This window comes from Halorubrum sp. CGM5_25_10-8B (assembly GCF_005435095.1).
In the GTDB taxonomy this organism is placed as follows: Archaea; Halobacteriota; Halobacteria; order Halobacteriales; family Haloferacaceae; genus Halorubrum; species Halorubrum ezzemoulense.
Genome location: NZ_SGTY01000010.1, coordinates 24,914 through 50,532 on the forward strand (window position 1 = coordinate 24,914; position 25,619 = coordinate 50,532).

Annotated in this window: 28 protein-coding genes; 6 read left to right on the top strand and 22 right to left on the bottom strand. The window is 69.5% G+C overall.

Annotated features, from left to right (window positions below):
- Positions 1-85: 85 nt before the first annotated feature.
- From EXE51_RS10800 to EXE51_RS10815, 4 genes are all read right to left on the bottom strand, one after another.
- Positions 86-655, bottom strand: coding sequence for a hypothetical protein (locus EXE51_RS10800; protein ID WP_049930001.1), 570 nt, complete (start codon positions 653-655; stop codon positions 86-88).
- A 165-nt stretch (positions 656-820) separates the two neighbouring features.
- The gene (locus EXE51_RS10805) at positions 821-1,165 is read right to left on the bottom strand and encodes a glutaredoxin (RefSeq protein WP_049930003.1); all 345 of its coding nucleotides are present in this window, start codon (positions 1,163-1,165) and stop codon (positions 821-823) included.
- Between the two features lie 82 nt (positions 1,166-1,247).
- Positions 1,248-1,883, bottom strand: a complete 636-nt coding sequence (gene gfcR, locus EXE51_RS10810) for a transcriptional regulator GfcR (protein WP_049930004.1) — start codon at positions 1,881-1,883, stop codon at positions 1,248-1,250.
- Positions 1,870-2,940 (bottom strand): glucose 1-dehydrogenase, encoded by a 1,071-nt coding sequence (locus EXE51_RS10815; protein ID WP_094520949.1) that lies wholly within the window; start codon positions 2,938-2,940, stop codon positions 1,870-1,872. The genes gfcR and EXE51_RS10815 overlap by 14 nt, the downstream gene beginning before the upstream one ends.
- Before the next feature lie 105 nt (positions 2,941-3,045).
- On the opposite strand from EXE51_RS10815, the gene EXE51_RS10820 reads away from it, so the two are divergent.
- From EXE51_RS10820 to EXE51_RS10835, 4 genes are all read left to right on the top strand, one after another.
- Positions 3,046-3,870, top strand: a complete 825-nt coding sequence (locus EXE51_RS10820; protein WP_049930007.1) for an NRDE family protein — start codon at positions 3,046-3,048, stop codon at positions 3,868-3,870.
- An 89-nt stretch (positions 3,871-3,959) separates the two neighbouring features.
- Complete coding sequence (locus tag EXE51_RS10825; protein WP_094495023.1) at positions 3,960-4,844, top strand: metallophosphoesterase; 885 nt, start codon at positions 3,960-3,962, stop codon at positions 4,842-4,844.
- 74 nt (positions 4,845-4,918) lie between these two features.
- Positions 4,919-5,272, top strand: a complete 354-nt coding sequence (locus EXE51_RS10830) for a MarR family transcriptional regulator (protein ID WP_049930010.1) — start codon at positions 4,919-4,921, stop codon at positions 5,270-5,272.
- Between the two features lie 120 nt (positions 5,273-5,392).
- On the top strand, positions 5,393-5,752 hold the full coding sequence (locus tag EXE51_RS10835; RefSeq protein ID WP_049930011.1) for a hypothetical protein: 360 nt from the start codon (positions 5,393-5,395) through the stop codon (positions 5,750-5,752).
- A gap of 24 nt (positions 5,753-5,776) precedes the next feature.
- On the opposite strand, the gene EXE51_RS10840 is transcribed toward EXE51_RS10835, so the two are convergent.
- The 13 genes from EXE51_RS10840 to EXE51_RS10905 all read right to left on the bottom strand — a co-directional run bounded on the left by EXE51_RS10840 (position 5,777) and on the right by EXE51_RS10905 (position 18,319).
- Entirely contained in the window at positions 5,777-7,591 is a 1,815-nt protein-coding gene (locus EXE51_RS10840) for a Na(+)/H(+) antiporter subunit D (protein WP_137692663.1), read from the bottom strand.
- Entirely contained in the window at positions 7,591-9,270 is a 1,680-nt protein-coding gene (locus tag EXE51_RS10845; RefSeq protein WP_049930013.1) for a cation:proton antiporter, read from the bottom strand. Before EXE51_RS10845 ends, EXE51_RS10840 begins: the two co-directional genes overlap by 1 nt.
- Positions 9,267-10,745 (bottom strand): monovalent cation/H+ antiporter subunit D family protein, encoded by a 1,479-nt coding sequence (locus EXE51_RS10850; protein WP_089307820.1) that lies wholly within the window; start codon positions 10,743-10,745, stop codon positions 9,267-9,269. The genes EXE51_RS10845 and EXE51_RS10850 overlap by 4 nt, the downstream gene beginning before the upstream one ends.
- Complete coding sequence (locus tag EXE51_RS10855; protein ID WP_049930017.1) at positions 10,738-11,097, bottom strand: cation:proton antiporter subunit C; 360 nt, start codon at positions 11,095-11,097, stop codon at positions 10,738-10,740. Before EXE51_RS10855 ends, EXE51_RS10850 begins: the two co-directional genes overlap by 8 nt.
- Positions 11,094-11,588 carry an MnhB domain-containing protein gene (locus EXE51_RS10860; RefSeq protein ID WP_049930018.1) on the bottom strand — a complete coding sequence of 165 codons (495 nt, stop codon included), beginning with the start codon at positions 11,586-11,588 and terminating at the stop codon, positions 11,094-11,096. The genes EXE51_RS10855 and EXE51_RS10860 overlap by 4 nt, the downstream gene beginning before the upstream one ends.
- Positions 11,585-12,124 carry a DUF4040 domain-containing protein gene (locus EXE51_RS10865; protein ID WP_086215351.1) on the bottom strand — a complete coding sequence of 180 codons (540 nt, stop codon included), beginning with the start codon at positions 12,122-12,124 and terminating at the stop codon, positions 11,585-11,587. The genes EXE51_RS10860 and EXE51_RS10865 overlap by 4 nt, the downstream gene beginning before the upstream one ends.
- Complete coding sequence (gene mnhG / locus EXE51_RS10870) at positions 12,121-12,438, bottom strand: monovalent cation/H(+) antiporter subunit G (protein WP_049930022.1); 318 nt, start codon at positions 12,436-12,438, stop codon at positions 12,121-12,123. Before mnhG ends, EXE51_RS10865 begins: the two co-directional genes overlap by 4 nt.
- On the bottom strand, positions 12,435-12,710 hold the full coding sequence (locus EXE51_RS10875) for a cation:proton antiporter (RefSeq protein ID WP_049930024.1): 276 nt from the start codon (positions 12,708-12,710) through the stop codon (positions 12,435-12,437). The genes mnhG and EXE51_RS10875 overlap by 4 nt, the downstream gene beginning before the upstream one ends.
- Complete coding sequence (locus EXE51_RS10880) at positions 12,703-13,836, bottom strand: monovalent cation/H+ antiporter subunit E (protein ID WP_137692664.1); 1,134 nt, start codon at positions 13,834-13,836, stop codon at positions 12,703-12,705. The genes EXE51_RS10875 and EXE51_RS10880 overlap by 8 nt, the downstream gene beginning before the upstream one ends.
- Before the next feature lie 84 nt (positions 13,837-13,920).
- Positions 13,921-15,099: a bifunctional phosphopantothenoylcysteine decarboxylase/phosphopantothenate--cysteine ligase CoaBC gene (coaBC, locus tag EXE51_RS10885; protein WP_049930028.1), complete on the bottom strand. Its 1,179-nt coding sequence runs from the start codon at positions 15,097-15,099 to the stop codon at positions 13,921-13,923.
- Positions 15,100-15,766: 667 nt separating this feature from the next.
- Positions 15,767-16,924, bottom strand: coding sequence for a DUF63 family protein (locus EXE51_RS10895; RefSeq protein WP_137692666.1), 1,158 nt, complete (start codon positions 16,922-16,924; stop codon positions 15,767-15,769).
- 126 nt (positions 16,925-17,050) lie between these two features.
- Positions 17,051-17,500, bottom strand: a complete 450-nt coding sequence (locus EXE51_RS10900; RefSeq protein WP_006113217.1) for an Lrp/AsnC family transcriptional regulator — start codon at positions 17,498-17,500, stop codon at positions 17,051-17,053.
- Positions 17,501-17,554: 54 nt separating this feature from the next.
- Entirely contained in the window at positions 17,555-18,319 is a 765-nt protein-coding gene (locus EXE51_RS10905; RefSeq protein ID WP_137692667.1) for a phosphopantothenate/pantothenate synthetase, read from the bottom strand.
- A gap of 112 nt (positions 18,320-18,431) precedes the next feature.
- On the opposite strand from EXE51_RS10905, the gene EXE51_RS10910 reads away from it, so the two are divergent.
- Positions 18,432-18,668 carry a hypothetical protein gene (locus tag EXE51_RS10910; protein WP_049930038.1) on the top strand — a complete coding sequence of 79 codons (237 nt, stop codon included), beginning with the start codon at positions 18,432-18,434 and terminating at the stop codon, positions 18,666-18,668.
- Positions 18,669-18,725: 57 nt separating this feature from the next.
- Here the strand turns inward: EXE51_RS10910 and EXE51_RS10915 are convergent, their stop codons facing one another.
- Entirely contained in the window at positions 18,726-20,426 is a 1,701-nt protein-coding gene (locus EXE51_RS10915; protein ID WP_094495029.1) for a methylmalonyl-CoA mutase, read from the bottom strand.
- Positions 20,427-20,538: 112 nt separating this feature from the next.
- On the opposite strand from EXE51_RS10915, the gene EXE51_RS10920 reads away from it, so the two are divergent.
- A complete protein-coding gene (locus EXE51_RS10920; RefSeq protein WP_049930042.1) occupies positions 20,539-20,895 on the top strand; it encodes a hypothetical protein in 357 nt (118 codons plus the stop codon).
- Positions 20,896-20,931: 36 nt separating this feature from the next.
- On the opposite strand, the gene EXE51_RS10925 is transcribed toward EXE51_RS10920, so the two are convergent.
- The 4 genes from EXE51_RS10925 to EXE51_RS10940 all read right to left on the bottom strand — a co-directional run bounded on the left by EXE51_RS10925 (position 20,932) and on the right by EXE51_RS10940 (position 25,542).
- Positions 20,932-22,626: a potassium transporter TrkG gene (locus EXE51_RS10925; protein WP_094495030.1), complete on the bottom strand. Its 1,695-nt coding sequence runs from the start codon at positions 22,624-22,626 to the stop codon at positions 20,932-20,934.
- A gap of 1 nt (position 22,627) precedes the next feature.
- On the bottom strand, positions 22,628-23,326 hold the full coding sequence (locus EXE51_RS10930) for a TrkA family potassium uptake protein (RefSeq protein ID WP_342764947.1): 699 nt from the start codon (positions 23,324-23,326) through the stop codon (positions 22,628-22,630).
- A 92-nt stretch (positions 23,327-23,418) separates the two neighbouring features.
- Positions 23,419-23,859, bottom strand: a complete 441-nt coding sequence (locus EXE51_RS10935; protein ID WP_094552613.1) for a universal stress protein — start codon at positions 23,857-23,859, stop codon at positions 23,419-23,421.
- Between the two features lie 114 nt (positions 23,860-23,973).
- Positions 23,974-25,542 (bottom strand): TrkH family potassium uptake protein, encoded by a 1,569-nt coding sequence (locus EXE51_RS10940; protein ID WP_094495031.1) that lies wholly within the window; start codon positions 25,540-25,542, stop codon positions 23,974-23,976.
- Positions 25,543-25,619: the final 77 nt, after the last annotated feature.

Sequence of the window (25,619 nt, forward strand, 5' to 3'; positions counted from 1 at the left end):
CGCGGATAAAGAGTCGGCGGTCGGACGGCGAGGGAGCCGCGAATCGCACGCCGCACGCGGGACCGGCCGCGGCGAACGCGCCGCCTCAGTCGGAGATGAACTCGTTGTCGCGCCAGTTGACGCCGCCGTCGCCCTCGCCGGCGCCCTGCGGGCTCTCGACGACCTCGATGCTGGCGGGACGGGGTTCACCTTCGACGATCCGGGTCGCCTCCAGTTCGCCGTCCTCCTCCGTGATCGCGGTGAGCGTCCCCTTCTCGGAGAGCGTCGCGATCTTGCGGAGCACGCGGAACATCGGGTACTGGAGCGCGGAGTTCTGGAGGACGGTCTCGCGGTCGCCCTTGAAGCAGGCGAACTCGACGAGCTCGGAGGGGATCTCCTCCTCCTCGTCGTCCATCCACTGGGGGCCGCCGGCGCGGGGCGGCTCCTCCTCCCAGACGCGGGTCTCCGTGACCGACGCCTTCAGCTGCGCCGTGGGCGTGTACTTGCTGATCGACTCGTCGTCGGACAGGGCCTTGATGATGAGTGTGTTGTTTCGACGCGTGATGTCGATGTCGTCGATCTCCTCCGGCAGATCGGGGTCTTCGTCGAAGTACGTCTCTACGTCTTCGAGTGGCAGTTCGAGCGTCGAATGGAGTCGGAACACGCGGCCTGTCATTGTTTGTGGAATGCGGTGGGGTCGAACCGGTGGTCACGGCGGCGGCGGCAACGGCCGCACCTACCGTAGCTACGCACCGTAGGTTTATATGGACTGCCCTTCGAGGTGTCAGGATCCGCGTGTACGTCGCGCCCGGACCGGAGGATCAACGGCGGGGGCGACGGCTCACTCGGCGCCCAGTTCCGCGGCGAGCTCGCCGCGCTCGTCGAGTTCGCCGAGCACGTCGCTGCCGCCGACAAACTCGCCGTCGACGAACGTCTGCGGAATCGTCTCCCACCCGCTGTGAGACTCCAGCGCCTCGCGGTACTGCGGCAGCGCGGGCAACACGTCGACCGTCTCGAACTCCTCGACGTGCTGGGAGATCAGCTCGACGGCGCGCTGGGAGTAGCCGCACTGGGGCATCAGACGGTTCCCCTTCATGAAGAGTACCACGTCGTTGTCGGCGAGGACCGTCTCGACTCGCTGTTCGATCTCTTCGGCGTCGGCGTCGGCTTCGGGACTGAACGTCATACGGCTCGATACGCGACGCCGAGGCAAATGGGTTCCGCACGGGCGGGCGACGTGACGGGCCGACCGCCGACCGGCTCGGCGCTTACTCCTCGCGGTCGACGCGCACCACGTCGACGAGCGAGTAGACCGGAACGCCGTCGATGTCGTCGTACCCCATCTTGTCGACGAGGACGACGCACGCGACCGGCTCGCCGCCCTGCTCGCGGATCGCGTCGATCGACTCCCGCATCGTCGTCCCGGAGGTGATGATGTCGTCGACGACGTAGCAGTCGCGGTTCCGGATCGCGGCGAAGTTCCGCGAGAAGCCGCCGCCGTGCTCGTCGATGTCGCCCTCATCCCACTGGTGTTTCGCGGGGGCGTACGTACCGAGGTCGGTGTCGAGCCGGTCGGCGACCGCGGTCGCGAGCGGCGCGCCCGCCTTCTCGATGCCGACGGTCAGGTCGACCGCCTCGCCCTGTTTGGCCAGCAGGTCCGCCATCGCGCTCGCCGCGAAGCCGAGGCGGGTCGAGTCGCGCCCGAGCGCCGACCAGTCGACGTGGATGTCGGCCGACGCCGCCGCGTCCGCGGCCGCCTCGTCCGTCTCGGCGCCGCCGCCGCGCTCGACCAGCCAGCTCGCCGTCTCGCGGGAGACGTTCAGTTCGTCCGCGATCTCTCCCTTCGAGAGCCCCCGCTCCGCGAGCTCGGCAGCGCTGTCGATGAGGTCGTCAACGTTCTTCATACGCGGCAAATTCGACCGCCGTTTTAATAGTCGTGTCGTCATCCGCGAACGCGGCCTCGAAGTCGTCGAGCCCGTGGACGCCGGTCACGAGATCATCGAGGAACCCGTCGGAGAGTCGCGAGAGCGACTCGACGGCCGACTCGAAGTGCCCGTACCCGGAGTTGACGCTGCCGACGAGCGCCTTGTTGTGGAGGACGAACTCCCGGTGGAGCCGGCCGCCGTCGATTTCGAACTCCCAGTCCCCCGGGACGCCGAGGAGCGCGCCGACGCCGTTGGGCGCGAGCGCCTCGATCGTCTCGAAGGCGTGGGGCGCGTAGCCGGTCGCCTCGAAGACGAGGTCCATCGGCTCGTACGCCTCGGGCACCTCCGGGATCGCGGTGTCGTTGGAGTTCACGTACGTCGCTCCGAGCGACTCGATGATCTCGATCGTCGGGTCGGGGCGCTCGCGCCGTCCGAGACAGTAGATCCGGTCGAACGACTCGTCGAGGGTCGCCACGGTCAGCAGGCCGAGCGACCCGTTCCCCAGCACGAGCGCCGACTCGGGCTCCCAGTGGAACGCCGACCGGCTGGCGTACGCGTGCTCGATCGCCTTCTCCGCGATCGAGACCGGTTCGACGAGGAAGCCCCAGTCGGCGAGCGCCGGGGGGATCTCGACGAGAAACTCGGCCGGGCTGGTGAAGTACTCCGCCATGAACCCGTGCGCCCCGACGATGCCCCGCTCGTGGTACTCGCCGTCCGGCGCCATGTCGGGCTCGCCGCGCGCGAAGTACTCGTTGGCGCCGTTCGGCGGGCGGCGGACCGTCGGGACGACGACATCGCCGACCTCGAACGGCGTGTCGTTCGGCTCCTCGATCACGCCGACGGCCTCGTGACCCAACACGAGGTGGTCCTCGCCCGCGGGCGCCCCGCCGTGCCCGCCAGCGATGACCTCGTGGTCGGTCCCGTCGACGCCGACCCGGAGCGTCCGAACCAGCGCCTCGCCGGGCGCGGGCTCCGGTCGCGGTCTCTCTGTCACGACCGGTTCGTCGGCTCCCTCGTAGACGGCAATCGCGTCCATACCACGACCCAAGCGGTCGGCCCTCAAAAGATTTCTTTTATTTCGAGTAAACACGTGTGGGGACTCCACCGTGGAGTTTTCACCCGGTCGGCCGTACTCGCTGGCGTGTGTACACTGACTCTGGCGTGGCGGACGTTCGGCGACGCCCCCGTCGCGCTCGCCGCCACCCGCGACGAGGCGCACGACCGCCCGAGCGAACCGCCGGCACTCCGAGAGGGCGACGGCGATAGCGGGCAGGGTGACGGCGGAGACGACGGCGAGGGGTTCGACGGCGGCGGCCGGTACGTGGCCCCGCGCGACGCCGAGGCCGGCGGTACGTGGATCGGCCTCTCCGAGGACGGTCTCGTCGTCGCCGTCACGAACCGCTGGCTCGACGCCGACCGCGAGGGCGACCGCTCCCGCGGGCTGCTCGTGCGCGACTGCCTGACGGCCGCCTCCGCGGAGGACGCGGTGCGGACCGTCGAGCGCGAACTCGACGAGCGCGCGTACGACGGCTTCAACCTCGTCCTCGCCGACGACCGCGCGGCGTTCCTCTTGGCGTACGACGGCGGCCTCGCCGTGACCCGGCTCGACCCGGGCGTCCACGTGATCGGCAACGTCGGCGGCGTGGTCAACGGGACGGAGCGGTTCGCGGTCCCCGAGCGACGCCGGGCGTTCGGCGAGGAGCGGGCCGACAGCACGAGGCGGATCGCGGCCGCGCTCGCCCCGGAGCCGGGGGAGTCGGGAGCGTCGTGGCTCGACTGCGCGAGCGCCGTCCTCGCGGACCACGAGTACGGCGCCTGCCTCCACGGCGACGGGTTCGGAACGCGCTCGTTCACCCGGATCCGGACCGGCGGCGACCCCGCCGTCGCGTACGCCGACGGACCGCCCTGCGAGACGCCGGCCGAGGCGGTGCCGCTCCCGGCCGACTTCGCGACGGGCCGGGCGTAGCGGGGCGGAGCGGAGCGTACCCCGGCCGCCGTGCGACTCGGTACCGAGACGGGCGGGACGTTTTTACCTCGGAGACGGACGTAGCGGTCATGCGGCTCCTCGTCTTCGGCGACCTCCACCTGAAGCCCGCGGCCGACGACTACGACCTCGCCGCGGTGTCGCCGCCGGCGGACGTCGACGCCGCGCTCGTCCTCGGCGACCTCACGCACCGCGCGGGCGACGACGATGCCGAGCTGGCCCGCCGGTTCATCGGGCGACTCGCGCCGGACGTGCCGGTCGTCTACGTCCCGGGGAACCACGACCCAGCGCCGATGCCGGGGGAAGTGGTCGACACCGCTCTCGGGGCCACCGCGGAGCACCTGAGCGCGCGGACGCTCGGGAACCTCACCGTGGTCGGGTGGGGCTGCGAGCGCCGGTCGCTCGCCCCGTCGCTCCCGCAGACCGACTTCGACGCGCTCGACCCGCGGACGGCCCCTCGCGAGGACCGGAGACACGCCGCCGACCGTCTCGCGGACGACCTGCTCGACGCGTGTCACCGCGTCGTCAGCGGAGCGGCGTCGACCGAGGAGGTCGCCGCGTCGCTGGGCATCGCGGACGAGGAGGCGGTCGCGTTCCACCGCGGAATGGCCGAAATCGAGACGACGTACGAGCGGCTTTCGGACCGCCTGCGGCGCCGTTCCGACGTGCTGCTCGCGACGCATGTGCCGCCGTTCGGTACCTCCTTCGATCGCCACCACGCGGTCGGTACGCGCGAGACGGACCGCGAGCACCTCCACACCGGGTCGATTGCGCTCGCCCTCGCAGTCCGAGACCACGACGTGTTCGCCGCGTTCAGCGGTCACTCGCACGCGTTCGGGTACGACCCCGGTGACGGCGACGGCGGTCGACCGCACCTGCTCAACCTCGGCTTCCGCGGCGTCGGCGTCGTGACTGTCGGCCCGGCGCGGGGAGAGTTCGCGTTCACGCGCTGGTGAGGCGGCGCTCGCGCGGGCTCGGGGCGGGCCGAGCGGAAGGCCAGTTTTAACCGATTCGGGAGGCGTGAGAGAGTATGAGCGCGTCTGAAATCGAGTCCGACCTGTCGGCGGACGAGCGCGCCGGTCTCGAACTCATCCGCGAGACCGGCGGCATCCACCAGAGCGACTTCTGGAAGGAACTCGATGTCTCGTCGCGGAAGGGGAGCCGCATCGCCGATGCGTTAGAGGAGTCGGGCCTGATCCAGCGGGAGGACACCGTCTACAACGGCCACAACACCTACTACCTGGAGCCCGCCCCGCGCGACCTCGACTTCTCGCTGCTTATGGCCGACGACATGCTCTCGCCGTTCATCGGCGAGGAAGAGGTCGACGCGCAGGCGGACGCCTTCTCGCAGTGGATGATGAACCTCGCGTACGAGGAGTACTGAGGCCGGCGGCGGGCGACTCTGCGCCGCCCCGCTTCGAATACGGTCCTGCCAGTTTCATCGACGTTCGCAGCCCACCGCCGCCCCGAGGGTTTTACTCGATCGGATCCGGATCGATCCCGTATGAACAGGGCCCTCCCGCTCGCACTCGGCGTCGGCGTCGTCCCCGCGCTCGGCGTGTACGCGCTGGTCTCGTCGGTCCCGACCGCGCTCGGAACCGCCGCCGTCTACGTCGGCGCGGCGTACTTCTACTTCGCGTTCGACATCTCGCTGCTCGCCGCCGCACCGCGGTTCGACGACCGCAGCGACAGGCTCGGGTACGGCGTCGGCCTCTTCGGACTGAGCGTCACCCCGATCCTGTTCGCGCAGTCCGCCGGCGGCGGCGACGCGACGGTGTTCGGCTTCGTGATCGCGTTCTTCGGCGCGGTCGCCTTCCTCACCCTCAGCGAACAGGCGCGCCGCCGTCGCGGCGGCGGAGAATGAGGCCGCGGCGGCGCTTGGCTGCGGTCAGAGGAACAGGACTCCGAACAGTGCGATCCCGACCGCCAGCGTCAGTATCAGCACGCTGCGGCCGATCCCGGACTTGATCTCGACGTCGCTGCCGACGCGTCGGACGGCCGCCTCCGGGTCGGTGACCGTCCGGACGGTCGCCGTCGTGAGCCCGACGACGGCGCGGTCGACGGCGGCGTAAAGCTCCGTGACGCCGACCACGAGCCCGCGGGTGCCGTAGAACACGGCGGGGTTGTACAGCGAGTCGACGTCCGGGACCCGCCCCAGCTTCGAGAGCGGCTTCTTGGTGAGCGCGAAGCCGATCAGGCCGAGGACGGCGAGGGCGACGCCTTCGATCAGGTGGTCGACGGTGTACGTCTTGTACACCTTCTCGACGACGGCCTCGCTCGTCACGTCGAACGGGAGGATCCCGAACAGTCCCACGTCGGCCGGGACGACCGCCGCGAGCGGCGAGGTGGGAACGAGGACGCCGTAAGCGACGCAGAGCACCGCCACCGCGCCCATCGCGACGCTCTGCCCCCGGTTGGCGTCCCGCACGTCGCCGTCGTAGCTCCCGTGGAAGAACGCGTAGTAGCCGAACTTGATGAACGACATGAACGTCCCGATCCCGCCGAGCAGGAGCAGCCATTCGAGCGTATGGAAGTCGCCGATCGGGAGCGGGCCCTTCGGGAAGGTGTAGTGGCTCCCGGAGATGATGATCCCCTTGCTGACGAAGCCGTTGAACCCGGGGAACCCCGCGATCGACAGCGCGGCGATCGTGAACGCGCCGGCGGTGACCGGCATGTCGCGGGCCAGCCCGCCCAGCTTCTTCAGGCTCTCCTCGCCGGTCCGGTAGACGACGACGCCGGCCGTCATGAAGAGCAGCCCCTTGTAGAGGATGTGGTTGAACACGTGGGCGAACGCGCCGGCCTGCGACAGGGCCGACCCGATGCCGACGCCGGCGATCATGTAGCCGACCTGCGACTGGATGTGGTACGAGAGCAGCCGCCGCATGTCGTTCTGGAACAGCGCGAACGTCGCCCCGAACACGGCCATCCCGCCGCCCATGTAGGCGATCGCGACGTGCCCGTCGGGGAACGCCCGGTACATCCCGTAGACGCCCGTCTTGGTCGTGAACACGCAGAGGAAGACGCTGGCGGCGATGTGCGGGCGCGGATACGTGTCGGGGAGCCACGCGTGGAGGCCGATGAACCCGACGTTGACGCCGATGCCGACGGCGGCGAGCGCGGCCGGGAGCCCTGCCACGATCCCCGCCGTCTCGGGGCCGCCCGGCACCGTGGCGAACAGGAAGGTCCCCTTCGCGACGTAGTTACCGAGTATCGCCGCCATCAGCAGCGTCCCGCCGAGGCCGTGGAGCAGCGCGTACCGGAAGCCGGCCCGGACCGCCTCGCCGCGGTAGTGCCAGACGAGCAGCGTGCTGGTGACGGCCATCAGCTCCCAGAAGAACAGCAGCGTGAGCCAGTCGCCGGCGAACACCGCGCCGAAGCTCGTCGCGACGTAGGAGAACGCGAACGCGGTCTGAGTGCTCTCGGCCTCGCTCGCGTACGAGTAGAGGACGGCGACGACGCCGATGATCCCGAATATCAGCCCCATGAGCCGCGAGAACTCGTCGACGTTGAGCAGGACGGCGTCGAAGCCGAGGAACGTGGCCTGGAGGTGCGCGCCCGCCGGGACGGTCCACGCCCAAGCCACCGCGACCCCGGACGCGGCGACGCCCAGCGCGTGCCCGACGCGGCGGGGCGTGAGGGCGATCAGCGCGGCGATGACGAGGAGGACCGGACCGGGCGGGAGGGCGGTGAGCGCGGCGGTCATCAGCCCATCACCCCCGGGAGCGAACCGACGACGGTCTCGATTATCCGGAGGAACACCGCCGTCCGCGGGACGACGCCGAGCAGGACCGAGAGGCTCGCGGCCGTCAGGATCGGCCCGAGCATGAACCACGTGCTCTCGGCGCCGCGCCAGCCACGAACGTCCCACCCGCCCGCCGGCGGGCCGCCGTGGTGGTCGTCGTGACCCTCGTGCGTCGCCGCCTCGTGGTCATCGCCGTGCGCTGCGGTCTCGTCAGCGCTCGCGTGCGTCGCGGCCTCGTGGCCGCCGTCGGCGCGGGGGCTCCCGCGGCCGCCGAGCGCCGCGGTCACGAGCGGCTTCTTGTCGTGCCCGTCCGGTGACTCGAAGTACGCCTGGTACACGATCGGCCAGAAGTACGCGATGTTGAGGACGCCGGACACCAGCAGCGCGCCGGCAAACACGAGGCCGCCGCCCTCCAGGGCGCCGATGACGATGTACCACTTGCTGACGAACCCGGCTATCAGCGGGATGCCGGCCATCCCCGCGGCTGCGACGGCGAACGCCGCCATCGTCAGCGGCATCCGGTCGCCGATGCCGGCCATGTCGCTGATGTCGTCCGTGTGGGTCTCGACGTGGATTGCGCCCGCACAGAAGAAGAGGGTGAGCTTCATGAACGCGTGCGCCGGGATGTGGAGCAGCCCGCCGACGAGCGCCTCGCCCTCCAGCAGCGCGAGCCCGAGGACGATGTACGACAGCTGGCTGATCGTCGAGTACGCCAGCCGCCGCTTGAGGTTGTCCTGCCGCAGTGCGATGACGCTCGCGGTCAGGAGCGTGATCGCGGCGACGACCGCGAGCGGCGCCGCCACGCCCAGCTCCGCCATCGTCTCCGTGCCGAACACGTCAAGCACGACGCGGGCGATGCCGAAGATGCCGCTCTTGACGACCGCGACCGCGTGGAGCAGCCCCGAGACCGGCGTCGGCGCGACCATCGCGTCGGGGAGCCACGAGTGGACCGGCATCAGCGCCGCCTTGACGCCGAACCCGCCGGCGAGGAGGCCGAACGCCACGCGCGCCAGCGTCGGGTCCGCGCCGGCGAGCGCCTCGATCCCGCCCGGCGTGAACGCCGTGGTGCCCGTCAGCACGTAGACGAGCGCGGTCCCGCCGAGCACGGCCACGCCGCCGCCGAAGGTGTACGTGAGGTACTTCCGGCCGGCCGCGCGGGCCTCGTCGGTCTCGTCGTGCGTGACCAGCGGGTACGTCGACACCGTCAGCAGCTCATAGAAGACGAACAGCGTGACGAGGTTCGCCCCGAACGCGACCCCGACGGCCGAGGCGAGGCTCGCGGCGAACGAGGCGAAGTAACGGGTCTGCGCGTGTTCGCTCAGTCCGCGCATGTACCCGATGGAGTAGAAGCTCGTGACGATCCACAGGAGGCTCGCGAGCAGCGCGAACAGGATCCCGAGGGGGTCCGCGCGGAGCACGAGCGAGATACCGTCGCCCAGCTCGCCGATCCGCGTGACGTAGGTGGTCCCCGAGAGGACGCCGGGGACCATGCTGGCGACGAGGGCGAACTTCGTCGCGGCGACGGTGAGGGTGACGCCCTCACGGACGTTCGGCCGCGATCGGAGCGAGAGGATGACGGGGATGGCCACGGCCGACACGAGCACGGCGAACAACGGTCGAAGGGAGGTGACGTCGGTCATTGGAGCATCAGCTCGAACACGGTCATGTCGATCAACTGGTCTATCACCGGGACGGCGGCCGCGAGTCCCACGGCGAGGACGGCGGCGACGACGACGGTCACGATCATGGCCGTCGAGACGCGCTCACCCCCGTCGGCGGCGACCGCCTCCGGCGCGATGGTTGCCTCGGCGAAGTAGAGCCGTTCGGCGAGCCGCGCGAAGTACGCCAGCGTCAGCAGCGTGCTCGCCAAGAGGACGGCGACCACCGGCCAGGACCCGGCGTTCACCGCGCCGAGGACGATGTACCACTTCCCCATGAACCCGACGGCCGGCGGAACGCCGACCATCGCGAGCGCCAGCAGCGTGAAGGCGCCGGTGGCGGCCGGCGCGCGACCGGCGATCCCGGCGTACCCGCCGACCGTCGTCGCGCCGGTCTTCCGCTCGATGATCCCGGTCGCGGCGAAGAGGCCGCCCTTCATCACCGCGTGCCCGACGAGGTGGACGGTCGCGCCGACGACCGCCAGCGGCGTCGCGATCGCGAATCCGGCGATCACGAGGCCGAACTGCGACACCGACGAGTACGCCAGCATGCGCTGAACGTCGGACTGCGCGACGGCGAGGGCGCTCCCGGCGACGATGCTGACGCAGGCGACGGCGACCAGCGCCTGGCGTGCGATCGGAACCGCCTCGAGGAAGTCGACCGTGAACACGGAGAACAACACCCGCGCCAGGGCGTACGCGGAGACCGTGGAGACGAGCGCCGAGATGAACGCGCTCACGCTGTCCGGCGAGTCCGCGTACGCGTCGGGTTGCCAGGTGTGGATCGGGAACAGCGCGACCTTCACTAAGAGTCCGGCGACGATCAGGCCGAACGCGGTTAAGACGAGCGTCGAGTCGTATCCCGCGGCGGCGAGTTTGTCGCTGAGGTCCGCCATGTTCAGCGTGCCAGTGGCGGCGAGCGCGTAGCCGACGCCGAGCAGGTACAGCGACGCGCCGATGGTTCCGATGATGAGGTATTTCAGGGCCGCGACGGCGGACCGGGCTCCGGGGCCGCTCGCGACCAGCCCGTACGCCGCGAGCCCGGTGATCTCGAGGAAGACGTACAGGTTGAACACGTCGCCGGTCACGGTCATCCCGGACAGGCCGGCGACGAGGAGCAGGAACTGCGAGTAGAACGAGTTCTCGTGGGGGCCCGCGTGACGTGCGTACGCGAGTACGCCGAGCGAGACCGCGCTGATGAGGGCGACGAGCAGGATCGTCAGTCCGTCGGCGACGAGTTCGATCCCGTAGGGGGCGACGAACCCGCCGACCGCGTACCGAACGACCCCGTCGGTCCAGACGGTCCACGCGAGCGCGCCGGCCATCGCGGCGTGCCCAAGGGCTGTCGCCGTCGCGACCGCCCAGCCGACGCGGTCGTAGCGGAGACTGGCCAGCGGCGGGACCGCGGCGCCGAGGATCGGCAGGACGACCAACAGGACGATCAGGTGGTCAATCATGGTAGAGTTCCTCCAGGGTGTGCTCGTCGAGCGTGCCGTACTCGGAGTAGACGCGCACGACCAGTGCGAGCGCCACCGCGGTCAGGCTCACGCCGACGACGATGGCGGTCAGGATGAGCACGTGCGGCAGCGGGCTCACGTACGGGCCGGCGCCCTCGGTGACGACCGGGGGATTGCCGCCTGCGCGGTACGCGAGCGTGATGAAGAACAGGAAGATCCCGGTCTGGAACACGTTCATCCCGATCACCTTCTTCACGAGGTTCCTGGATTCGATCACGGTGTACAGCCCGATCCCGAGCAGCAGGACGACCGCGTAGTAGTTGTAGTGGGTCGTGAGTAAGTCGAGTGTCATGAGGAGTCCCCCTCGGCGACGCCGTCGAAGCCGGCCGCGAGCAGGAAGAATAGCCCGATCGCGACAGCGGCGACGATGGCGCCGATGCCGAGTTCGACGAGTTCGATTGCGTACTTGATCGCGTGGCCGAACAGCGCCTCGAACTCCGCGTACTGGAGGAACTGTCCGCCGAGCGCCATCGCGCCGAGACCGATCCCGACGAACGCGAACACGCCCCCGGAGGCCAGCGCGGAGACGACGCGGACGTCGAGCCACTGACGGGTCGAGTCGATGCCGTACGCGAAGGCGAGCATCATCACCACGGACCCGGCGATGACGCCGCCTTGGAACCCGCCGCCGGGCGAGTCGGCCCCGTGGAACATGATGAACAGCGCGAACGTGAGGATGAACGGGGCGACCAACCGGACGGTGGTCATGATGATCGTCGACTCGACGTACAGCCCGGGCCCCTCGTCGTCGCCCGCCGCCGGGTCCGCGTCGCCGGTGCTCATGCCACCACCTCGCGGCGCAGTACTGACAGCGTGACGACGACGGCGCTGAAGACGACCACGCCCTCGCCGAGCGTGTCGAAGCCGCGGTACGCGGCGAGGACGGCCGTCACGGCGTTTTTGACCTCGGTCTGGGCGTACGCGTTCTCGAGGTAGTACTGGGTCACCTCGCCGCCGACGACCGCCGAGTTCGGGTCGCCGATGGCCGGGAGCGCGGGGACCGTCGCGCCGACGAGCAGGACGAACCCGGCGACGAGCGCCGCCGTCTGCCACCCGATCGACTCGAACAGGCGGTCGACGTCCGGCGAGGCGGTGTTCGACAGCGCCAGCAGGAACAGCACGGTCATGATGCCGGCGCCGACGGCCGCCTCCGTGAGCCCGACGTCGGGCGCCTGAAGCACGAGCCAGAGCACCGAGACGCCGAGGCTGTACGCCGCGAACGCCATCACCGCCGCCAGCGTGTCCTTCAGCAGGGCCGCGCCGACTGCGCAGCCGAGGACGAACACCAGCAGCACGGCTTCGATCAGCGAGAGCGTCATGGCTCGTCACCCTCGTCGGCGGTCCACGGTTCGATTCCCTGGTCCTGCGCCGCGCGGGCGACGGCGTGTGCTGCCGTCGGGTTCGTGATGAACATGAACAACAGGAGGAAGACGGACTTCGCCGTCGAGAGCCCCGACTGGAGCGCGAGCGCGGCGGCGGCGATCGCGAGGATCGCCCCCAACGTGTCGCTCTTCGAGGCGGCATGCGAACGGGTGTAGACGTCCGGCAGTCGGACGAGGCCGACCGCGGCGACGCCGCCGAAGAAGGCCCCGGCGAGCGCGAGGGCGACGATGCCCCACTCGGTCGGCGTCACAGCACACCCCCGCGCTCGACGTTGAACTTCGAGAACGCTATCGACAGGAGGAAGTTCAGCAGGGCGTACACGAGCGCCACGTCGAGGAACGTCGACTGCTGGAACGCCGCGGCCACGAGCGTGATGGCGATGACGGTGTTCGTCCCGGCGACGTTCACCGCGATGACGCGGTCGTGGGTCGTCGGCCCGTCGTACACCCGGTACAGCGCGACGACGGCGAAGAGGACGAAGGCCGCCGCGATGGCCAGCAGCGCGGTCTCGAACTCAACCATCTCGTCCCTCCCCGGCGTCGCCGCGTTCGCGCGGCGTCGGGATCCGGGCCGCCGCGCGGCCGTAGAAGACGAACCGAACCGCGCGCTCTAACCCGCCGTCGAAGAGGTCCGCGCGCGAGTCGGCGGTCAGCGAGTGGATGTCGAACGAGCGCTCGGAGACGTTGACGGTCAAGGTTCCGGGCGTGAGGGTGATGCTGTTCGCGAGCGTCGTCACCGCGCCGTCGCCCCAGACCGCGGCGCGGAGCTGAACGACCTCCGGGTCGATCGGCATGTCGGGGTGGAGGACGACGTACGCGACCTGAAGGTTCGCGACCGCGATCTCCTTGACCAGGTACGGGGCGTACACCAGCAGTCGGGCCAGCCGGCGGAGCGTCACCCCGAGCGGCGCGGAGCGGTTCGCCACGACCGGCGCGAGGACGAGGGAGACGATCGACGCCGTCACGAAGCCGGTGAAGAAGTCGAGCGGCTTCCAGGCGCTCAGCGACATGTAAAACAGGTACGAGACGACGAAGACGGAGAGGTACTTCGACAGCGACGCCGCGCGGGCGAGCACCGCCCCCTCGGTCGGTCGGTCGACCGGCGCCGTCTCGACCGGCACGTCGCCGCGGGCCAGCTCCACCGACATCGGCTGGAGCATCGACGCGGTGCCGCCGGGCTTGTACTCCGGGTCGACGACGATCCGGTCGATACCCGCCGCGGCCGCGTACTCGAGGAGCGCGTCGGCGTAGTCGCCCGGGCTGAACAGGTACCGGTCGGTTCCGACGGTGTCGGTGACGACGGTGAGCCACCCGGGGGCATCGGCCGCATCGGCGGGCGCTTCGCCGTCGGCGTCCGCCTCGGACTCGCCCGCCGCGTCCGCCTCTCGGTCCTCCCGAGCGACGACCGTCCTCTCGGCCGTCTCCTCCTCGACCCAGAGGGCGACGCGTTCCAACTGTTCGCGGGCTGTGCCGAGCTCCGTCGGGGCGTCGGGGCTGACAGCCTGCGTCCGAGCCGCGAGGACCAAGTGAATCTCGACCGGCGCCGGGGCCGTCTCGGTCGCCAAGTCGACGACGTACGAGACAGTGTCTCGGAGGCTGTCCGAGTCGCCGACGGGAACGAGTATTCGGCGGGCGTCTGTGTCTGACATGTGTGAACTGTCTCTCACGTCTTCGTGCGAAAAACGCGAGACTATCCAGTGTGGCAAAACAATGGCAAAGTCAAAACTATTTCGTTATCCCACGGTTTCGCTCTCGGATCGCCCGAGGACGCCGGCGAGTTCGTCGGCGACACGGGCGCCGAGCCCGTCCTTATCACCGACGAACTCGCGGGTGTCCCCTCGGCCGACGAGCAGCGCCCGCGTCGCCTCCTCGCCCATCACGCTCGCGTCGTTGGCGACCACGAACGAGAGCCCCACGCGGTCGCGGATGCGCTCCGCTTCCGCCACCATCGCCGCGTCGTCGCCCGACGTCTCGGCCTTGAAGCCGACGATCGGGAGGTCGGGATACGCCTCGCGCACCGAGTCGATGAGCTTCGGCGTCGGCCTGAGATCGACCGACAGCGGCGATCCGGACCGGATCTTCTCGTCGACGGCGTCGGCGGTGAAATCCGAGATGGCGGCCGCGGACACCAGCGCGTCCGCGGTCGCGGCGGTCCGCCGACAGGCGTCCATCATCTCGTCGGCGGTCTCGACGGCGACCACGTCGGCGTAGGGGACCTCGGGGCCGTCCTGAACGAGCGTCACGCGCGCACCGCGGACGTAGCACGCCCGCGCCAGGGCGCGGCCCGTTTTCCCCGACGCGCGGTTCGTCAGGATGCGGATCGGGTCGATCCGCTCCTTCGTCGCGCCCGCGGTGACGACGATATGCGCGTCCGAGAGGGTCTGGGGCGTCGTCGCGCGGGCGACCTCCGTGACGATGTCTTCCTCGGCGGCGATCTTCGCTTTCCCCTCCTCGATACGCGGGTCCGCGAAGCGGATCCCCCACGACTCCAAGCGGTCGAGGGCGTCGAGGACGCCCGGGTGGTCGTACATCGGCTCGTGCATCGCCGGGGCCATCACGACCGGTACGTCCGCGCCGAGCGCGGTCGTCGCACAGGTCGTCACGGGCGTGTCGTCGACGGCCGCGGCGATCTTCCCCGCGGTGTTGGCGGTCGCGGGCGCGAGCAGGAGCACGTCGGCCCACCCCTCCCGGCCGCATAACTCGACGTGTTCGACGCTGCCGGTGATCTCCGTGACGACCGGCTCGTCGGTCGCGAAGTCGACCGCCCACGGGTGGACGATGTTCGTCGCCGCCGGGGACATGACGGCGCGGACGCTCGCGCCGTGGCGGCGCAGTTCGTGCGCGAGTTCGACGACCTTCACCGCCGCGATGCTCCCCGAGACGCCGAGCGCGACGTTGACCCCGTCCAGCATTACCGAGACCGTTCCCCCCGCGACGGCTTATAAGATGCCGTTGCGGAGCGACCCGAGTGACCGATCGCGACGTGGTGTCCCGAGATTCATTCATAAACATGCGGTGCGGTGGCGCGTGCCTGCGAGCGGCCGCCCCCGGCGGCCGCGAGACAGGACGCGCGAGGGAGTCCGTGGTCCGGAGCGAAGCGGAGGACCACCGACAGGGCGAGAGCCCCGCTCTCGCTTACAACCGGACGTCGTCCGGTGACGAGGCTGGGGAGGCGTGAGGCGCGGTTGCTGTGCGGGCGGGGCTTTGGAGGAGTCCGCCACTGATCCGCGGTTAGCCATCTATAAATGAGCGAGTGAGCCTTCGGGAACGATCGCCTCGTGAGTGGACCCGAATTACTCTACATCGGTGTTGTAATACCCGAACAGGAAAACGACAAACCCGAATATCAGCCAGAATAGCAGGCTCGGATTCAAGAAAACGTCCGGTGAAAATTCCTCGGAGGATATAATCGTATACCAAATGGGGACGCTAATAACCAGACCGAGACTTCCGAGAAGCATAATTCTGACGTGCCCGTTCATTGTGTCAAATTCGGTTTCCGACTGCCAGTAATCCGATCTCGGGATAAACGAGCGGATCTGCGAGCGTCCTGAACTACGGGGATTAACCGCCCGCCATTTAAACCCCGAACGTCGCGCGCAGCATGTCCCGCGTCCCGGGGCCCAGTCCGACGGCCAGCACGGTAATCAACAACAGCAGCGTGTAGCGCGGCGACTCCGCCTTCATCTCGCCGTTGAACACCCAGACGACGAACGTCGCGGCCGCCAGCTTCACGAGGAGGAACGGCCACGCGTCGCCGGTGACGGCGAGGATCGAGTCGGGGAGCAGCCGCCCGGTCCAGTCGACGATGAGCGCGTTGACGACGTGTTTCGGGACGAGGTTCGCAGTGCCGGTCAGTGCGGGCATCCAGTTGAGCCCGATTACGTTCGCGACGCCGTCGACCGCGTGCCCCCAGATGATCACGACCCCCGCCGCGCCGGTCCCCTGTCGGATCGTCGGAATCTGGCGCGTCGCGAGCGCCCACGTGCCCGCGGTCGCGGCGGTCGCGACGGCGAGGGTCGGGACGAGCACCTGCGGGTAGAACGTGACGTAGCCGGTCGTGGCCGCGAGGTACGCGAGGTAGCCGACCGCGAGCGCGAGCCCCGCGGCGCCCGACCCGAACAGCGGGCGCGCGTAGTCGTCGACGGCGCCGCGCCGTTCGAGCCCGTACGCCGCGAGGACGCACGCCAGCGTGAACAGGAACACGGTGAAGTAGATGAACGGGCTGATCAACACCGCGCTCGCCGGGAACGGGATCAGCGGCTCGGCGCCGGCAGCGGTCGCCGCGACCCCCGCGTCCTCGACCGTCCGCATCGCCCCGCCGAACAGCATGAACGGGAACAGCGCGTAGAAGAACCGGAGCTCCGTCGCGATGTCGAGCCGGCGGAGGAGGAAGACGACGCCGACCAGCATCGCCAACAGGATCACGACGTAGCTCACCGTCGAGAGGGTGGTGTACCCCGGAGCGGCGACGACCTCGCCGGCGCTCCGCGCCGACTGGCACGCCGCGCTGCTGCCGAGCAGCTCCGTGGTGCCGCCCGCCTCGCGGACGGCGCACTGCGCGCCCTCGCCGTCCGCGACCACCGGTCCCCAGAAGTAGCGCCAGAGGAACCGGTCGTAGACGACGCGCGGGAAGACGACCGACCCGATCGTCAAAAGCGCCGTGACCCCCCCGACGACTGCCGCCCACGCGCGCTCCGGGGACAGGTCGAGCCCGTCCGCGACAGCTGTGCTCATGGTCACCGTTCGGAGAGGTCCCGAGTTGAGCGTTCCGGTCCCGGACGGCCGGAGGCCGGCGCGAACGGGCGACCGGTGGCCGACACGACCGAGCGGTCCCGACGACTGTCCACGCCCCGGGTCGAGTTATAACGGCGGTCCGGGCTGTTCGTAGTCGGTGCCGAGGATCACCATCGTCTGCGAGCGCGAGAATCCCTCGGTCTCCGCGATCCGTTCGAACATCAGCTCCCGGAGCCGGTCGGTGTCGGCCGCGACGACGCGGAGGATGACGTCCCACTCGCCGGTGGTGAGGTGTATCTCGCGCACGCCGTCGATTCCCCGGAGCCGTTCGAGCGCGTCCTCCTCGCGGCCCTGTTCGACTCGCAGGCCGACGAAGGCGCCGACGCCGTGACCGACCGCCTTCGGGTCGATGTCGGCGTGATACCCGCGGATGACGCCCGCCTCTTCGAGGCGGCTGACCCGGTCGTGGACGGTGGCGCTGGACATGTCGATCCGGCGTGCGACCTCCGAGAACGGGGTCCGCGCGTCCTCCTGGAGGATCCGCAGGATCGCCCGGTCCGTCTCGTCGAGTTCCATACTCCCGCTAGGAGCGGCGGAGGCTTTTGCCTTCCGGCGAGGGTTGTGCCCGGACTACGCCCCGTCCCCGTCGGCGAACGACCCCTCGCGGATCGCCGCCTCGGCGGCGTCGAGGGCCGCATCCGCGTCGAACTCGTCGGCGATCCGCTCCAGTTCGGCTGGCGTCGCGTCCGCGAGGTCGCGCGCGTGAGCGGCGACGTTCGGCACCGCGCGCAGCAGGTTGTCGATTATCGGCACGTCGGCGGTCTGCGGCGAGCGGCTTCCCGGATTGAGATCGATCACGATCTCCGTCTTTCCCATCGCGTCGAGCGCGGCGGCGCGGTCGCCGTCCTCCAGCGGGACCACGACGGCGTCGGCCGCCTCGATCCCGTCGGCGTCGACGACGCCGCGGGCGTGGTCGAGCCCGGGGATCTCGCCGTCGCCGGCGAGCCCCTTCACCTCGTCGGCGTCGTGCTCCCGGAGGTGGTCAGCGATCCGCCGGACGCGCTCGTCGGTGTGGTTGAACAGGTTCACCTCCAAGTCCGCGTCGACCGCCTCCGCGAGGTCGACCGTCTCCGCCGGCGCGAGCGCCGCGACGTTCCCGTTCACCGAGATCACGGGCCGCTCCGCGAGCAGGAGCGTCGCGGCAGCGGCGCGCGCGGCCGCGTCGGCGCTCGGGAGCGTGCGCTCGCCGAGGAGGTAGTCGAACGCCTCGCCGCGCCCCTGCGCGATCAGCCCCTGCTTCGAGGTGATCCCTTGCTCGACGCCCGCCTCGATCCGGTGGCGCGTCACGAGCGACGCGTACCGCGGGTGGTCCTCGGGGATCTCCGTCTCCGTCATACGCGAGCGAGGCGACGCGCCGATTAAAGTGGACCGTTCGCGGCCGTCGCGTGCGGTCGGCGCGTCCACACGCACAACTGTTAACATAAACCACGGCGTAGCTCGGGACGGGATGGACCGCACTGGCAAGTACACTGTCGTCGACGCGTGCAACGACCACGGGGCGATCACGCTCCGCGAGTACCCGCGCAACGGGACGCTGTACGTCGTCGAGTACGACGACCCCGACGTGGAGGCCGAGCTGTCCGCGCTCGACGCCGGCTCGGTCGTCGAACTCGACCTCAGGCGGGCGGGCCGCCGGGGCAACGCGTGGTGCGCGGAGTCCGCGCGACCGGTCGAGACGGCGTAGCGAGCGACCGGTCGGGACGGCGCAGCGCAGTCGGTCCGACTCCCTCGGTTTTTCGCGTCAGGCGACGCCGATCCGCTCGCGGTACGTGCCGTGTTCCTCCTCGAACACCGCCATTATCTCGCCCATCGTCGCGTACGCCTTCACCGCCGCGACGATCTCGGGCATGGCGTTCTCCCCGGCCTCGACGGCGTCTCGGAGGTCGTCGAGCGCGCTCTCGACCGCGTCGTCGTCGCGTTCGGCCTTCACCGATTCGAGCCGATCGAGCTGTCGCTCGCGGGTTGTCTCGTCGACCTTCAGCAGGTCCGGCCGCGTGTCCTCGTCGATCTCGTAGGCGTTGACGCCGACGACCGTCTCGTCGCCCTCGTCGACGCGCTCCTGGTACTCGTAGGCCGACTCCTGGATCTCGCGGTGGAAGTACCCCTGCTCGATCCCCCGGAGGACGCCGTCGCGTACGGAGCCGTCGCCCATCTCTTTGATCTCCTCGATGTACTCCATCGCTGCCGCCTCCGTCTCGTCGGTGAGCGACTCGACCGCGAACGAGCCCCCGAGCGGGTCGACGATGTCGGCCGCGCCGGACTCCTCGGCGATGATCTGCTGGGTCCGGAGCGCGACGCGGACCGCCTGCTCGGAGGGGAGCGCGAGCGCCTCGTCGAACGAGTTGGTGTGGAGGCTCTGCGTGCCGCCCAGCACGCCCGCGAGCGCCTGGATCGTGACGCGCGCGACGTTGTTGAGCGGCTGTTGGGCCGTCAGCGACTGCCCGGCGGTCTGGGTGTGGAACTTCAGCTGTTTCGACGCCTCGGCCTCGGCGCCGTACCACTCATCCATCACCGTCGCGTAGATCCGGCGCGCCGCGCGGAACTTCGCGACCTCCTCGAAGAGGGAGTTGTGCGAGTTGAAGAAGAAGGAGAGCTGAGGGGCGAACTCGTCGACGTCGAGCCCGCGGTCGAGGCACGCCTCGACGTAGGCGAAGCCGTCGGCGAGGGTGAAGGCGAGCTCCTGGACCGCGGTCGACCCCGCCTCGCGGATGTGGTACCCCGACACCGAGATGGGTTTGAACTTCGGCGTCTCCGCGACGGCGAACTCGATCGTGTCCGTCACCAGCTCGAGCGACGGCGCCGGCGGGACCACCCACTCCTTCTGCGCGATGAACTCCTTGAGCATGTCGTTCTGGAGGGTCCCCCGGAGCTTCTCGCGCGGGACTCCGCGCTGGTCGGCGAGCGCGACGTACATCGCGTAGATCACCGGGGCGCTCGGGTTGATAGTAAACGAGGTGGACACCTCCGCGAGGTCGATGCCGTCGAACAGCACCTCCATGTCGCGGAGCGTGTCGACCGCGACGCCCTCCTTGCCCACCTCGCCGAGCGACATCTTGTCGTCGGAGTCGATCCCCATCAGCGAGGGCATGTCGAACGCGGTCGAGAGCCCGGTCTGCCCCTCGTCTATCAGGTAGTGGAACCGCTCGTTCGTCTCCTCCGCGGTGCCGAACCCCGCGAACTGCCGCATCGTCCACGTGCGCCCGCGGTACATCGTCGGGTAGACCCCGCGGGTGTACGGCGGCTCGCCCGGGAAGCCGAGGTCCTCCTCGTAGTCGAGGTCGGCGACGTCGTCGGGCGTGTAGATGCGGTCGACCTCGCGGTTCGACACGGTCGCGAACCGCTCGCTCCGCTCCCCGTGGCGGTCGAGCGTCGGGTCGAGCGTTTCCGCCTCCCACGACGCCTTCGCCTCGCGGATCTGGGAGAGCTCCTCGTCGTCGTACATACCGCCCGTTACCCGCCGGTCGCGTATAAATATTCATTATATTTTGGAAGGACCCGGCGCCCTCCCGACCCCCCACGGATCCATTATATGGGACCGAGTCGAAGTGCCGGCTATGACAGATGCCGCCGAGCGCCCGACGCCGCCCGAAGGACTCCCGCCGAAGCTCGTTGCGGAGCTGCGCGAGTGTACGCCGGGAGAGCTCCGGAAGGCCATCGTCCACGCGCAGGAACTGCTCCACTTCCACGGGGAGGCGGAACTCCCGATCGACCCGGAGGACAACGACGACATCCTCCGCGTCACCGAGCACGACGGCTACACCGAGGTGGTGAAGCAGTTCCGCTGCGCCGACGGCTGCGACGACTGCCCACACGGGCCCTACCTCTACCACGTCACGGAGGAGCCGCATCCGGACGGGACCAGCAAGGTACACTGGTCGTTCATGGGGACGGTTCACGAGCGAGAGGTGTGAGCGAGACGAGCTACGACGTCGAGAGAGAGTCGGCCGTCAGGGGTTCAGCCCCCAGATCCCGGCCCGGACGAACACCAGCACCGGGATAATCTCCAACCGGCCGATCCACATGTTCAGGACGAACATCCCCTCGGCGGCCGGCGACATCGAGGGCCCCGTGATCCCCGTCGAGAGGCCGACGTTCCCCTGCGCGCTCGCGACCTCGAACAGCGCGTCGGCGTAGCCGAACTCCGGCCCGGCGACGTTGACGAGGACGAGGCTGCCGGCGACGAGCGCGAGGAGCCACAGCAGGGTGACGATGGCCGCCTCGCCGAACTCGCGCTCCATCGCCTCGCGGTCCAGCGTTCGGTCGCCCAGCCGCGCGGTGACGACCGCGTTCTTCGGGAGGAACACGCGTGAGAACTGCCAGACGATGCCCCGGGCGACCGTGTACCCGCGGACGATCTTGATACCGCCGACGGTCGACCCCGCCGCGCCGCCGAGCGTCATCGCGCCGACGACCAACACCTTCGCGCCGGCGACCCAGCGGCCGATCGGTGCGGACTGGAAGCCGGTACACGTGAGCGCGCTGATCCACTGGAACGTCGAGTCCCGAACGGCGTCGAGCTGCGCCCAGTCGAGGGGAGACGCGGAGAGCGGGAAGAACGATCCCGTCGAGAACGCGCTCGACGCTATCTCGGCGGACGCGACGTTCTGTACCGAGAGCACGACGACGCCCGCGCCCAGCAGCGTGAACAGCCACCTCGTCTGGAGGTCTGCGGCCAGTTCGCGCACGTTCCGGTCGCTGAGCACGACGTAGTGGACCGGGAACGCGATCGCGCCGAGCACCATGATCGGCAGCAGCGTCGCCTCAACTAGCGGGGAGCCGTACGTCGCGATCGAGTTGTCCGTGACGGAGAACCCGCCGGTCGTGAGCCCGGTCATCGCGTGGTTGAGCGCCTGCCACGCCGTCTCGCCGAGCGAGAGCGACTCGGCGTACGCGCTCTCGCTCGCCCGGATCGCGACGAACAGCGCCGCGAAGGCCAACAGCGTGTACGCCACCACGAGCTTCCAGACCGTCCGGACCGTCGAGACGACGCTCGGGTGGATCTTCCGCTCGCGCGCCTCGCTGCGGTAGAGGGCGTAGCTCCCGCTGCCGGGACGCGAGAGAATCGAGACCGTGAGGACGATGACGCCCACCCCGCCGACCCACTGGATGAACGAGCGCCACCACTGCACCGCCCGCGGCAGCGACGGCTCGTGGACGGCCATCGTCAGCCCGCTCCCGGTCCACCCGCTCATGCTCTCGAAGAAGGCGTGGAGCGGGTCGCGGAAGTACGCGAGACTGGAGAGGGTCGTCGTCCCGCCGACCCCGATCGGCTCCCACGAGGCGGTGTCCGCGGCCGCCGGAACGAACGCGTCCATCGCGGCCGCTGGCGTCGTCCACGCTGTGAGGAACAGCGGCAGGCCGCCGAAGAGGGCGACCATGAGCCAGCCGCCGGCCGCGATCACCATCCCGTGTTTCATTTTCGGCTCCGGGGCGTCGGCGAACCGCCTGTTCGCGGCGCCGCCGACGAGCGCCGTCACCCCGCCCGCGAGGAGGAAGCCGAGCGCCGCGTGGAGCTCTCCGAACCCGAGCGCGACGACCACCGTGACGGTCATCAGCCCGGCCTCCATCAAGAGGAGCGAGCCGATGTCCCGGGCGATGACGCCGAGATCGGTTGGGAATCGGTTGCCGTTCCGGTCGGGCATCTCAGTCGCGATCCTCCGCGTGCCCGAACACGTCGGTCACCTCGGCGGTCGCGCCGACGCCGGAGTACACGGTGAGCATGTCGCCTTCGTGAATGCGGGTCTCCCCGCGCGGCGTTATCGGGGCCTCCGATCTGTCGCGCTCGACGGCGACGATCAGCGTCTGGCCGCCGATGAGGTCCGCCTCGTCCGCCTCGCGGAGCGTCTTCCCGGCGATCGGGGCGTCTCCTCCCACGGTGATCTCGAACACCTCCGCCTCCTCGCCGATGTGCATGAAGTCGACGACCGACGGCCGGCTCACCGCCCGGTAGAGGTACTCCGCGATCAGGCTCTGTGGGTTCTGCATCGTGTTGACGCCGATCTGCTCGAACACGCTCATGTGCTCGGGGTTGTGGACGACCGAGACGATGTTCGGGACCGACAGCTCCTGGGCCAGCAGACAGACCATGATGTTCGTCGCGTCCTGATCCGTCGTCGATATGAGCGCGTCGGCCCGTTCGGCCCCGGCGTCTTGGAGGGTCTCCTTCGAGGTCGCGTCGTCGTTAAGGACGAGGCAGTCGTACTGCCGCGACGCCCGCTCCGCCCGTTCCTCGTCACGCTCGATGACGACGACCTCGTTGCCGCTGTCGGTCGCGAGGTCGACGAGCGGGGTCCCGATGTCGCCCGCGCCCACGACGATCACGTACATACGACACGTGTTCAAAAAGGATCGACGAAAACCTACCGTTCCCCGACACAACGGAGCGATCGGACGCCGCGCCACGAGCGGTCGCGGCGGACCGGGAGGCGGCCGACTCAGTCGGCCGCTCCCCCGCGCGGAAGCGCGACCACGGGCACGTGCGACTCAGTCACGAGTTCGAGCGAGACATCGCCCGAGAGGAACCGGAACAGGCGGTTGCCGCCGCGAGAGCGATAGCCGATCGCGCTCGCGTCGACCTCGTCGACGGCGTCGAAGATCGCACCGGCGATGTCGCGAGCGTACGCGGTGTGGTCGCCGGCGTCCGGGAACACGCGCCGGACCGCGGCGTACGACTCCTCGGCGAGTTCCTCCGACTGCTCGACGGGCGTCTTGTCCGGGACGCCCTCGCCCTTCTCGACCACGTGGAGCGCGGTCACGCGCTCCGGGTCGTACGGTTCGAGCGCCCGCGCCGTCGCCAGCGCGTCCTCCTCGTTCGCGACCGGGAGGAGGACGTGGCCGAGGAGATTCTGCCCGTCGGGATCGGCTGTACTCGTCATACGAACACCGATACTCCGGTCGGTTAAGAAGATACGCACTCCGAACCTCGGTTGGCCCGATAGCAGGCACCTCGCTAGGGACGTATCGGGACCCATTCGGGTCCGAGACGGTCCTCACCGACCGTCCACGGCCGAGATGAACACGGCCAGCACCGGGACGATCTCCAGCCGACCGACCCACATCAGGAAGATCATCAGCAGCTTCGACGTGTCCGGGAAGAACAGGTAGCTTCCGAACGGCCCGAGGCGACCGAACCCGGGGCCGATGTTTCCGATCGTCGCGAGCGACGCGCTCGTCGACTCCAACATCGTCAGCTGGACGCCGATCCGGCTCGCGTCGAGGGACAGGAACACCGCCGAGACGCCGAACAGGACGAGGTACAGGATGGTGAACGCCATGATGCCGCGGATCGCGTCCTCGTCGACGACGTTCCCGCTGAGGCGGACCGGCCGGACGACGTCGGGGTGGGCGGAGGTGAACAGCTCGCGCCGGATCGCCTTCCCGACGATCAGCCACCGTACGATCTTGACGCCGCCGCCGGTCGAGCCGGCGGAACCGCCGATGAACATCGCGAACATGAGGAGAATCTGTGCGTCGGCGTTCCACTGCGCGAAGTCGGCGGTGGCGTACCCCGTCGAGTTCAGCAGCGACGCGATCTGGAACGCCGCCTGCCGGAGCGAGTTCTCGGCGACCCCCTGGGTCGCCCCGCCGAGCTCGATCGGCGGCGCCGCGCCGCGGAACAGCAACACCGCGAGCACGGCGGTCACGACCGCGACGGCCCCGGCGTACGCGCGGAACTCCGCGTTCTTCACCATCGTCTCGACCTCGCCGCGTAGCACGTGCCAGAACAGCGCGAAGTTGACGCCGGCGACGAGCATGAAGGGGATGACGACCCACTGGACGACGGCCGAGAACGCCGCGACGCTGTCGGCCTTCGGGGAGAACCCGCCCGTCGGGAGGGTCGTAAACCCGTGCGCGATCGCGTTGAACAGGTTCATTTTCGGCGCCATCCCGGCGAGGTGGAGCCCGTACAGGATCGCGATGTACACCACGGTGAACCCGAAGTAGATGAGCCAGAGCGCCCGCGCGGTCTCGGCTATCTTCGGGGTGAGCTTCTGTAGCTCCGGCCCGGGCGCCTCCGACTCCATCAGTTGGGCGCCGTTGACGGCGACCTCGGGGAGGATCGCGATCATCAGGACGATGATCCCCATCCCGCCGAGCCACTGCGTCAGCTGCCGCCACATCAGCACGGCGTGCGAGTGCCGGTCGGTGCTGATCTCACCGAGGACGGTCGCACCGGTCGTGGTGAACCCGCTCATCGACTCGAACAGCGCGTTGGCGATCGACTCCGTGAACGCGCCGACGGACCCGGTCTGGAGACCGATCGTCGACGCGGTCCCGTAGCCGGCTATCAGGTACGGGATAGTGCCGATGACCGCCGCCGCGATCCACGCGAGCGAGACGAACAGCAGCGCCTCGCGGGGACCGAGATCCGGGTCGGGGTCGACTCGCTCGACCGCGAAGCCGAGCCCCGCGACGATCGCCATGGAGACCAGAAAGACCCAGATGTCTTCGCCGTACGCGAGCGCCACCACCAGAGGAACAAGCAGCGTGACGGCGAGGTACTTGATGCCGACGCCGAGAAGCCCGACACTCGCCTTCCAGTTGACGCCCCAAGACATGATACTCGAACGGTATGGCGGTCGCCCGTTCGCTGTATTAAACTGTCGAAGGGGGGACGACGGGAGAGCCGCCTTGA

Bases quoted from the DNA above. Each gene is read 5' to 3' on its own strand.
- EXE51_RS10875 (WP_049930024.1), bottom strand. From the start codon at position 12,710: ATGGTTGAGTTCGAGACCGCGCTGCTGGCCATCGCGGCGGCCTTCGTC.
- EXE51_RS10845 (WP_049930013.1), bottom strand. From the start codon at position 9,270: ATGACCGACGTCACCTCCCTTCGACCGTTGTTCGCCGTGCTCGTGTCG.
- EXE51_RS10920 (WP_049930042.1), top strand. From the start codon at position 20,539: ATGACAGATGCCGCCGAGCGCCCGACGCCGCCCGAAGGACTCCCGCCG.
- EXE51_RS10910 (WP_049930038.1), top strand. From the start codon at position 18,432: ATGGACCGCACTGGCAAGTACACTGTCGTCGACGCGTGCAACGACCAC.
- EXE51_RS10905 (WP_137692667.1), bottom strand. From the start codon at position 18,319: ATGACGGAGACGGAGATCCCCGAGGACCACCCGCGGTACGCGTCGCTC.
- gfcR (WP_049930004.1), bottom strand. From the start codon at position 1,883: ATGAAGAACGTTGACGACCTCATCGACAGCGCTGCCGAGCTCGCGGAG.
- EXE51_RS10925 (WP_094495030.1), bottom strand. From the start codon at position 22,626: ATGCCCGACCGGAACGGCAACCGATTCCCAACCGATCTCGGCGTCATC.
- EXE51_RS10865 (WP_086215351.1), bottom strand. From the start codon at position 12,124: ATGACGCTCTCGCTGATCGAAGCCGTGCTGCTGGTGTTCGTCCTCGGC.
- EXE51_RS10915 (WP_094495029.1), bottom strand. From the start codon at position 20,426: ATGTACGACGACGAGGAGCTCTCCCAGATCCGCGAGGCGAAGGCGTCG.
- EXE51_RS10895 (WP_137692666.1), bottom strand. From the start codon at position 16,924: ATGAGCACAGCTGTCGCGGACGGGCTCGACCTGTCCCCGGAGCGCGCG.
- EXE51_RS10835 (WP_049930011.1), top strand. From the start codon at position 5,393: ATGAACAGGGCCCTCCCGCTCGCACTCGGCGTCGGCGTCGTCCCCGCG.
- EXE51_RS10940 (WP_094495031.1), bottom strand. From the start codon at position 25,542: ATGTCTTGGGGCGTCAACTGGAAGGCGAGTGTCGGGCTTCTCGGCGTC.
- EXE51_RS10855 (WP_049930017.1), bottom strand. From the start codon at position 11,097: ATGACACTCGACTTACTCACGACCCACTACAACTACTACGCGGTCGTC.
- EXE51_RS10825 (WP_094495023.1), top strand. From the start codon at position 3,960: ATGCGGCTCCTCGTCTTCGGCGACCTCCACCTGAAGCCCGCGGCCGAC.
- EXE51_RS10880 (WP_137692664.1), bottom strand. From the start codon at position 13,836: ATGTCAGACACAGACGCCCGCCGAATACTCGTTCCCGTCGGCGACTCG.
- EXE51_RS10935 (WP_094552613.1), bottom strand. From the start codon at position 23,859: ATGACGAGTACAGCCGATCCCGACGGGCAGAATCTCCTCGGCCACGTC.
- EXE51_RS10860 (WP_049930018.1), bottom strand. From the start codon at position 11,588: ATGAGCACCGGCGACGCGGACCCGGCGGCGGGCGACGACGAGGGGCCC.
- EXE51_RS10815 (WP_094520949.1), bottom strand. From the start codon at position 2,940: ATGGACGCGATTGCCGTCTACGAGGGAGCCGACGAACCGGTCGTGACA.
- coaBC (WP_049930028.1), bottom strand. From the start codon at position 15,099: ATGCTGGACGGGGTCAACGTCGCGCTCGGCGTCTCGGGGAGCATCGCG.
- EXE51_RS10850 (WP_089307820.1), bottom strand. From the start codon at position 10,745: ATGATTGACCACCTGATCGTCCTGTTGGTCGTCCTGCCGATCCTCGGC.
- EXE51_RS10805 (WP_049930003.1), bottom strand. From the start codon at position 1,165: ATGACGTTCAGTCCCGAAGCCGACGCCGACGCCGAAGAGATCGAACAG.
- EXE51_RS10840 (WP_137692663.1), bottom strand. From the start codon at position 7,591: ATGACCGCCGCGCTCACCGCCCTCCCGCCCGGTCCGGTCCTCCTCGTC.
- EXE51_RS10830 (WP_049930010.1), top strand. From the start codon at position 4,919: ATGAGCGCGTCTGAAATCGAGTCCGACCTGTCGGCGGACGAGCGCGCC.
- EXE51_RS10900 (WP_006113217.1), bottom strand. From the start codon at position 17,500: ATGGAACTCGACGAGACGGACCGGGCGATCCTGCGGATCCTCCAGGAG.
- EXE51_RS10800 (WP_049930001.1), bottom strand. From the start codon at position 655: ATGACAGGCCGCGTGTTCCGACTCCATTCGACGCTCGAACTGCCACTC.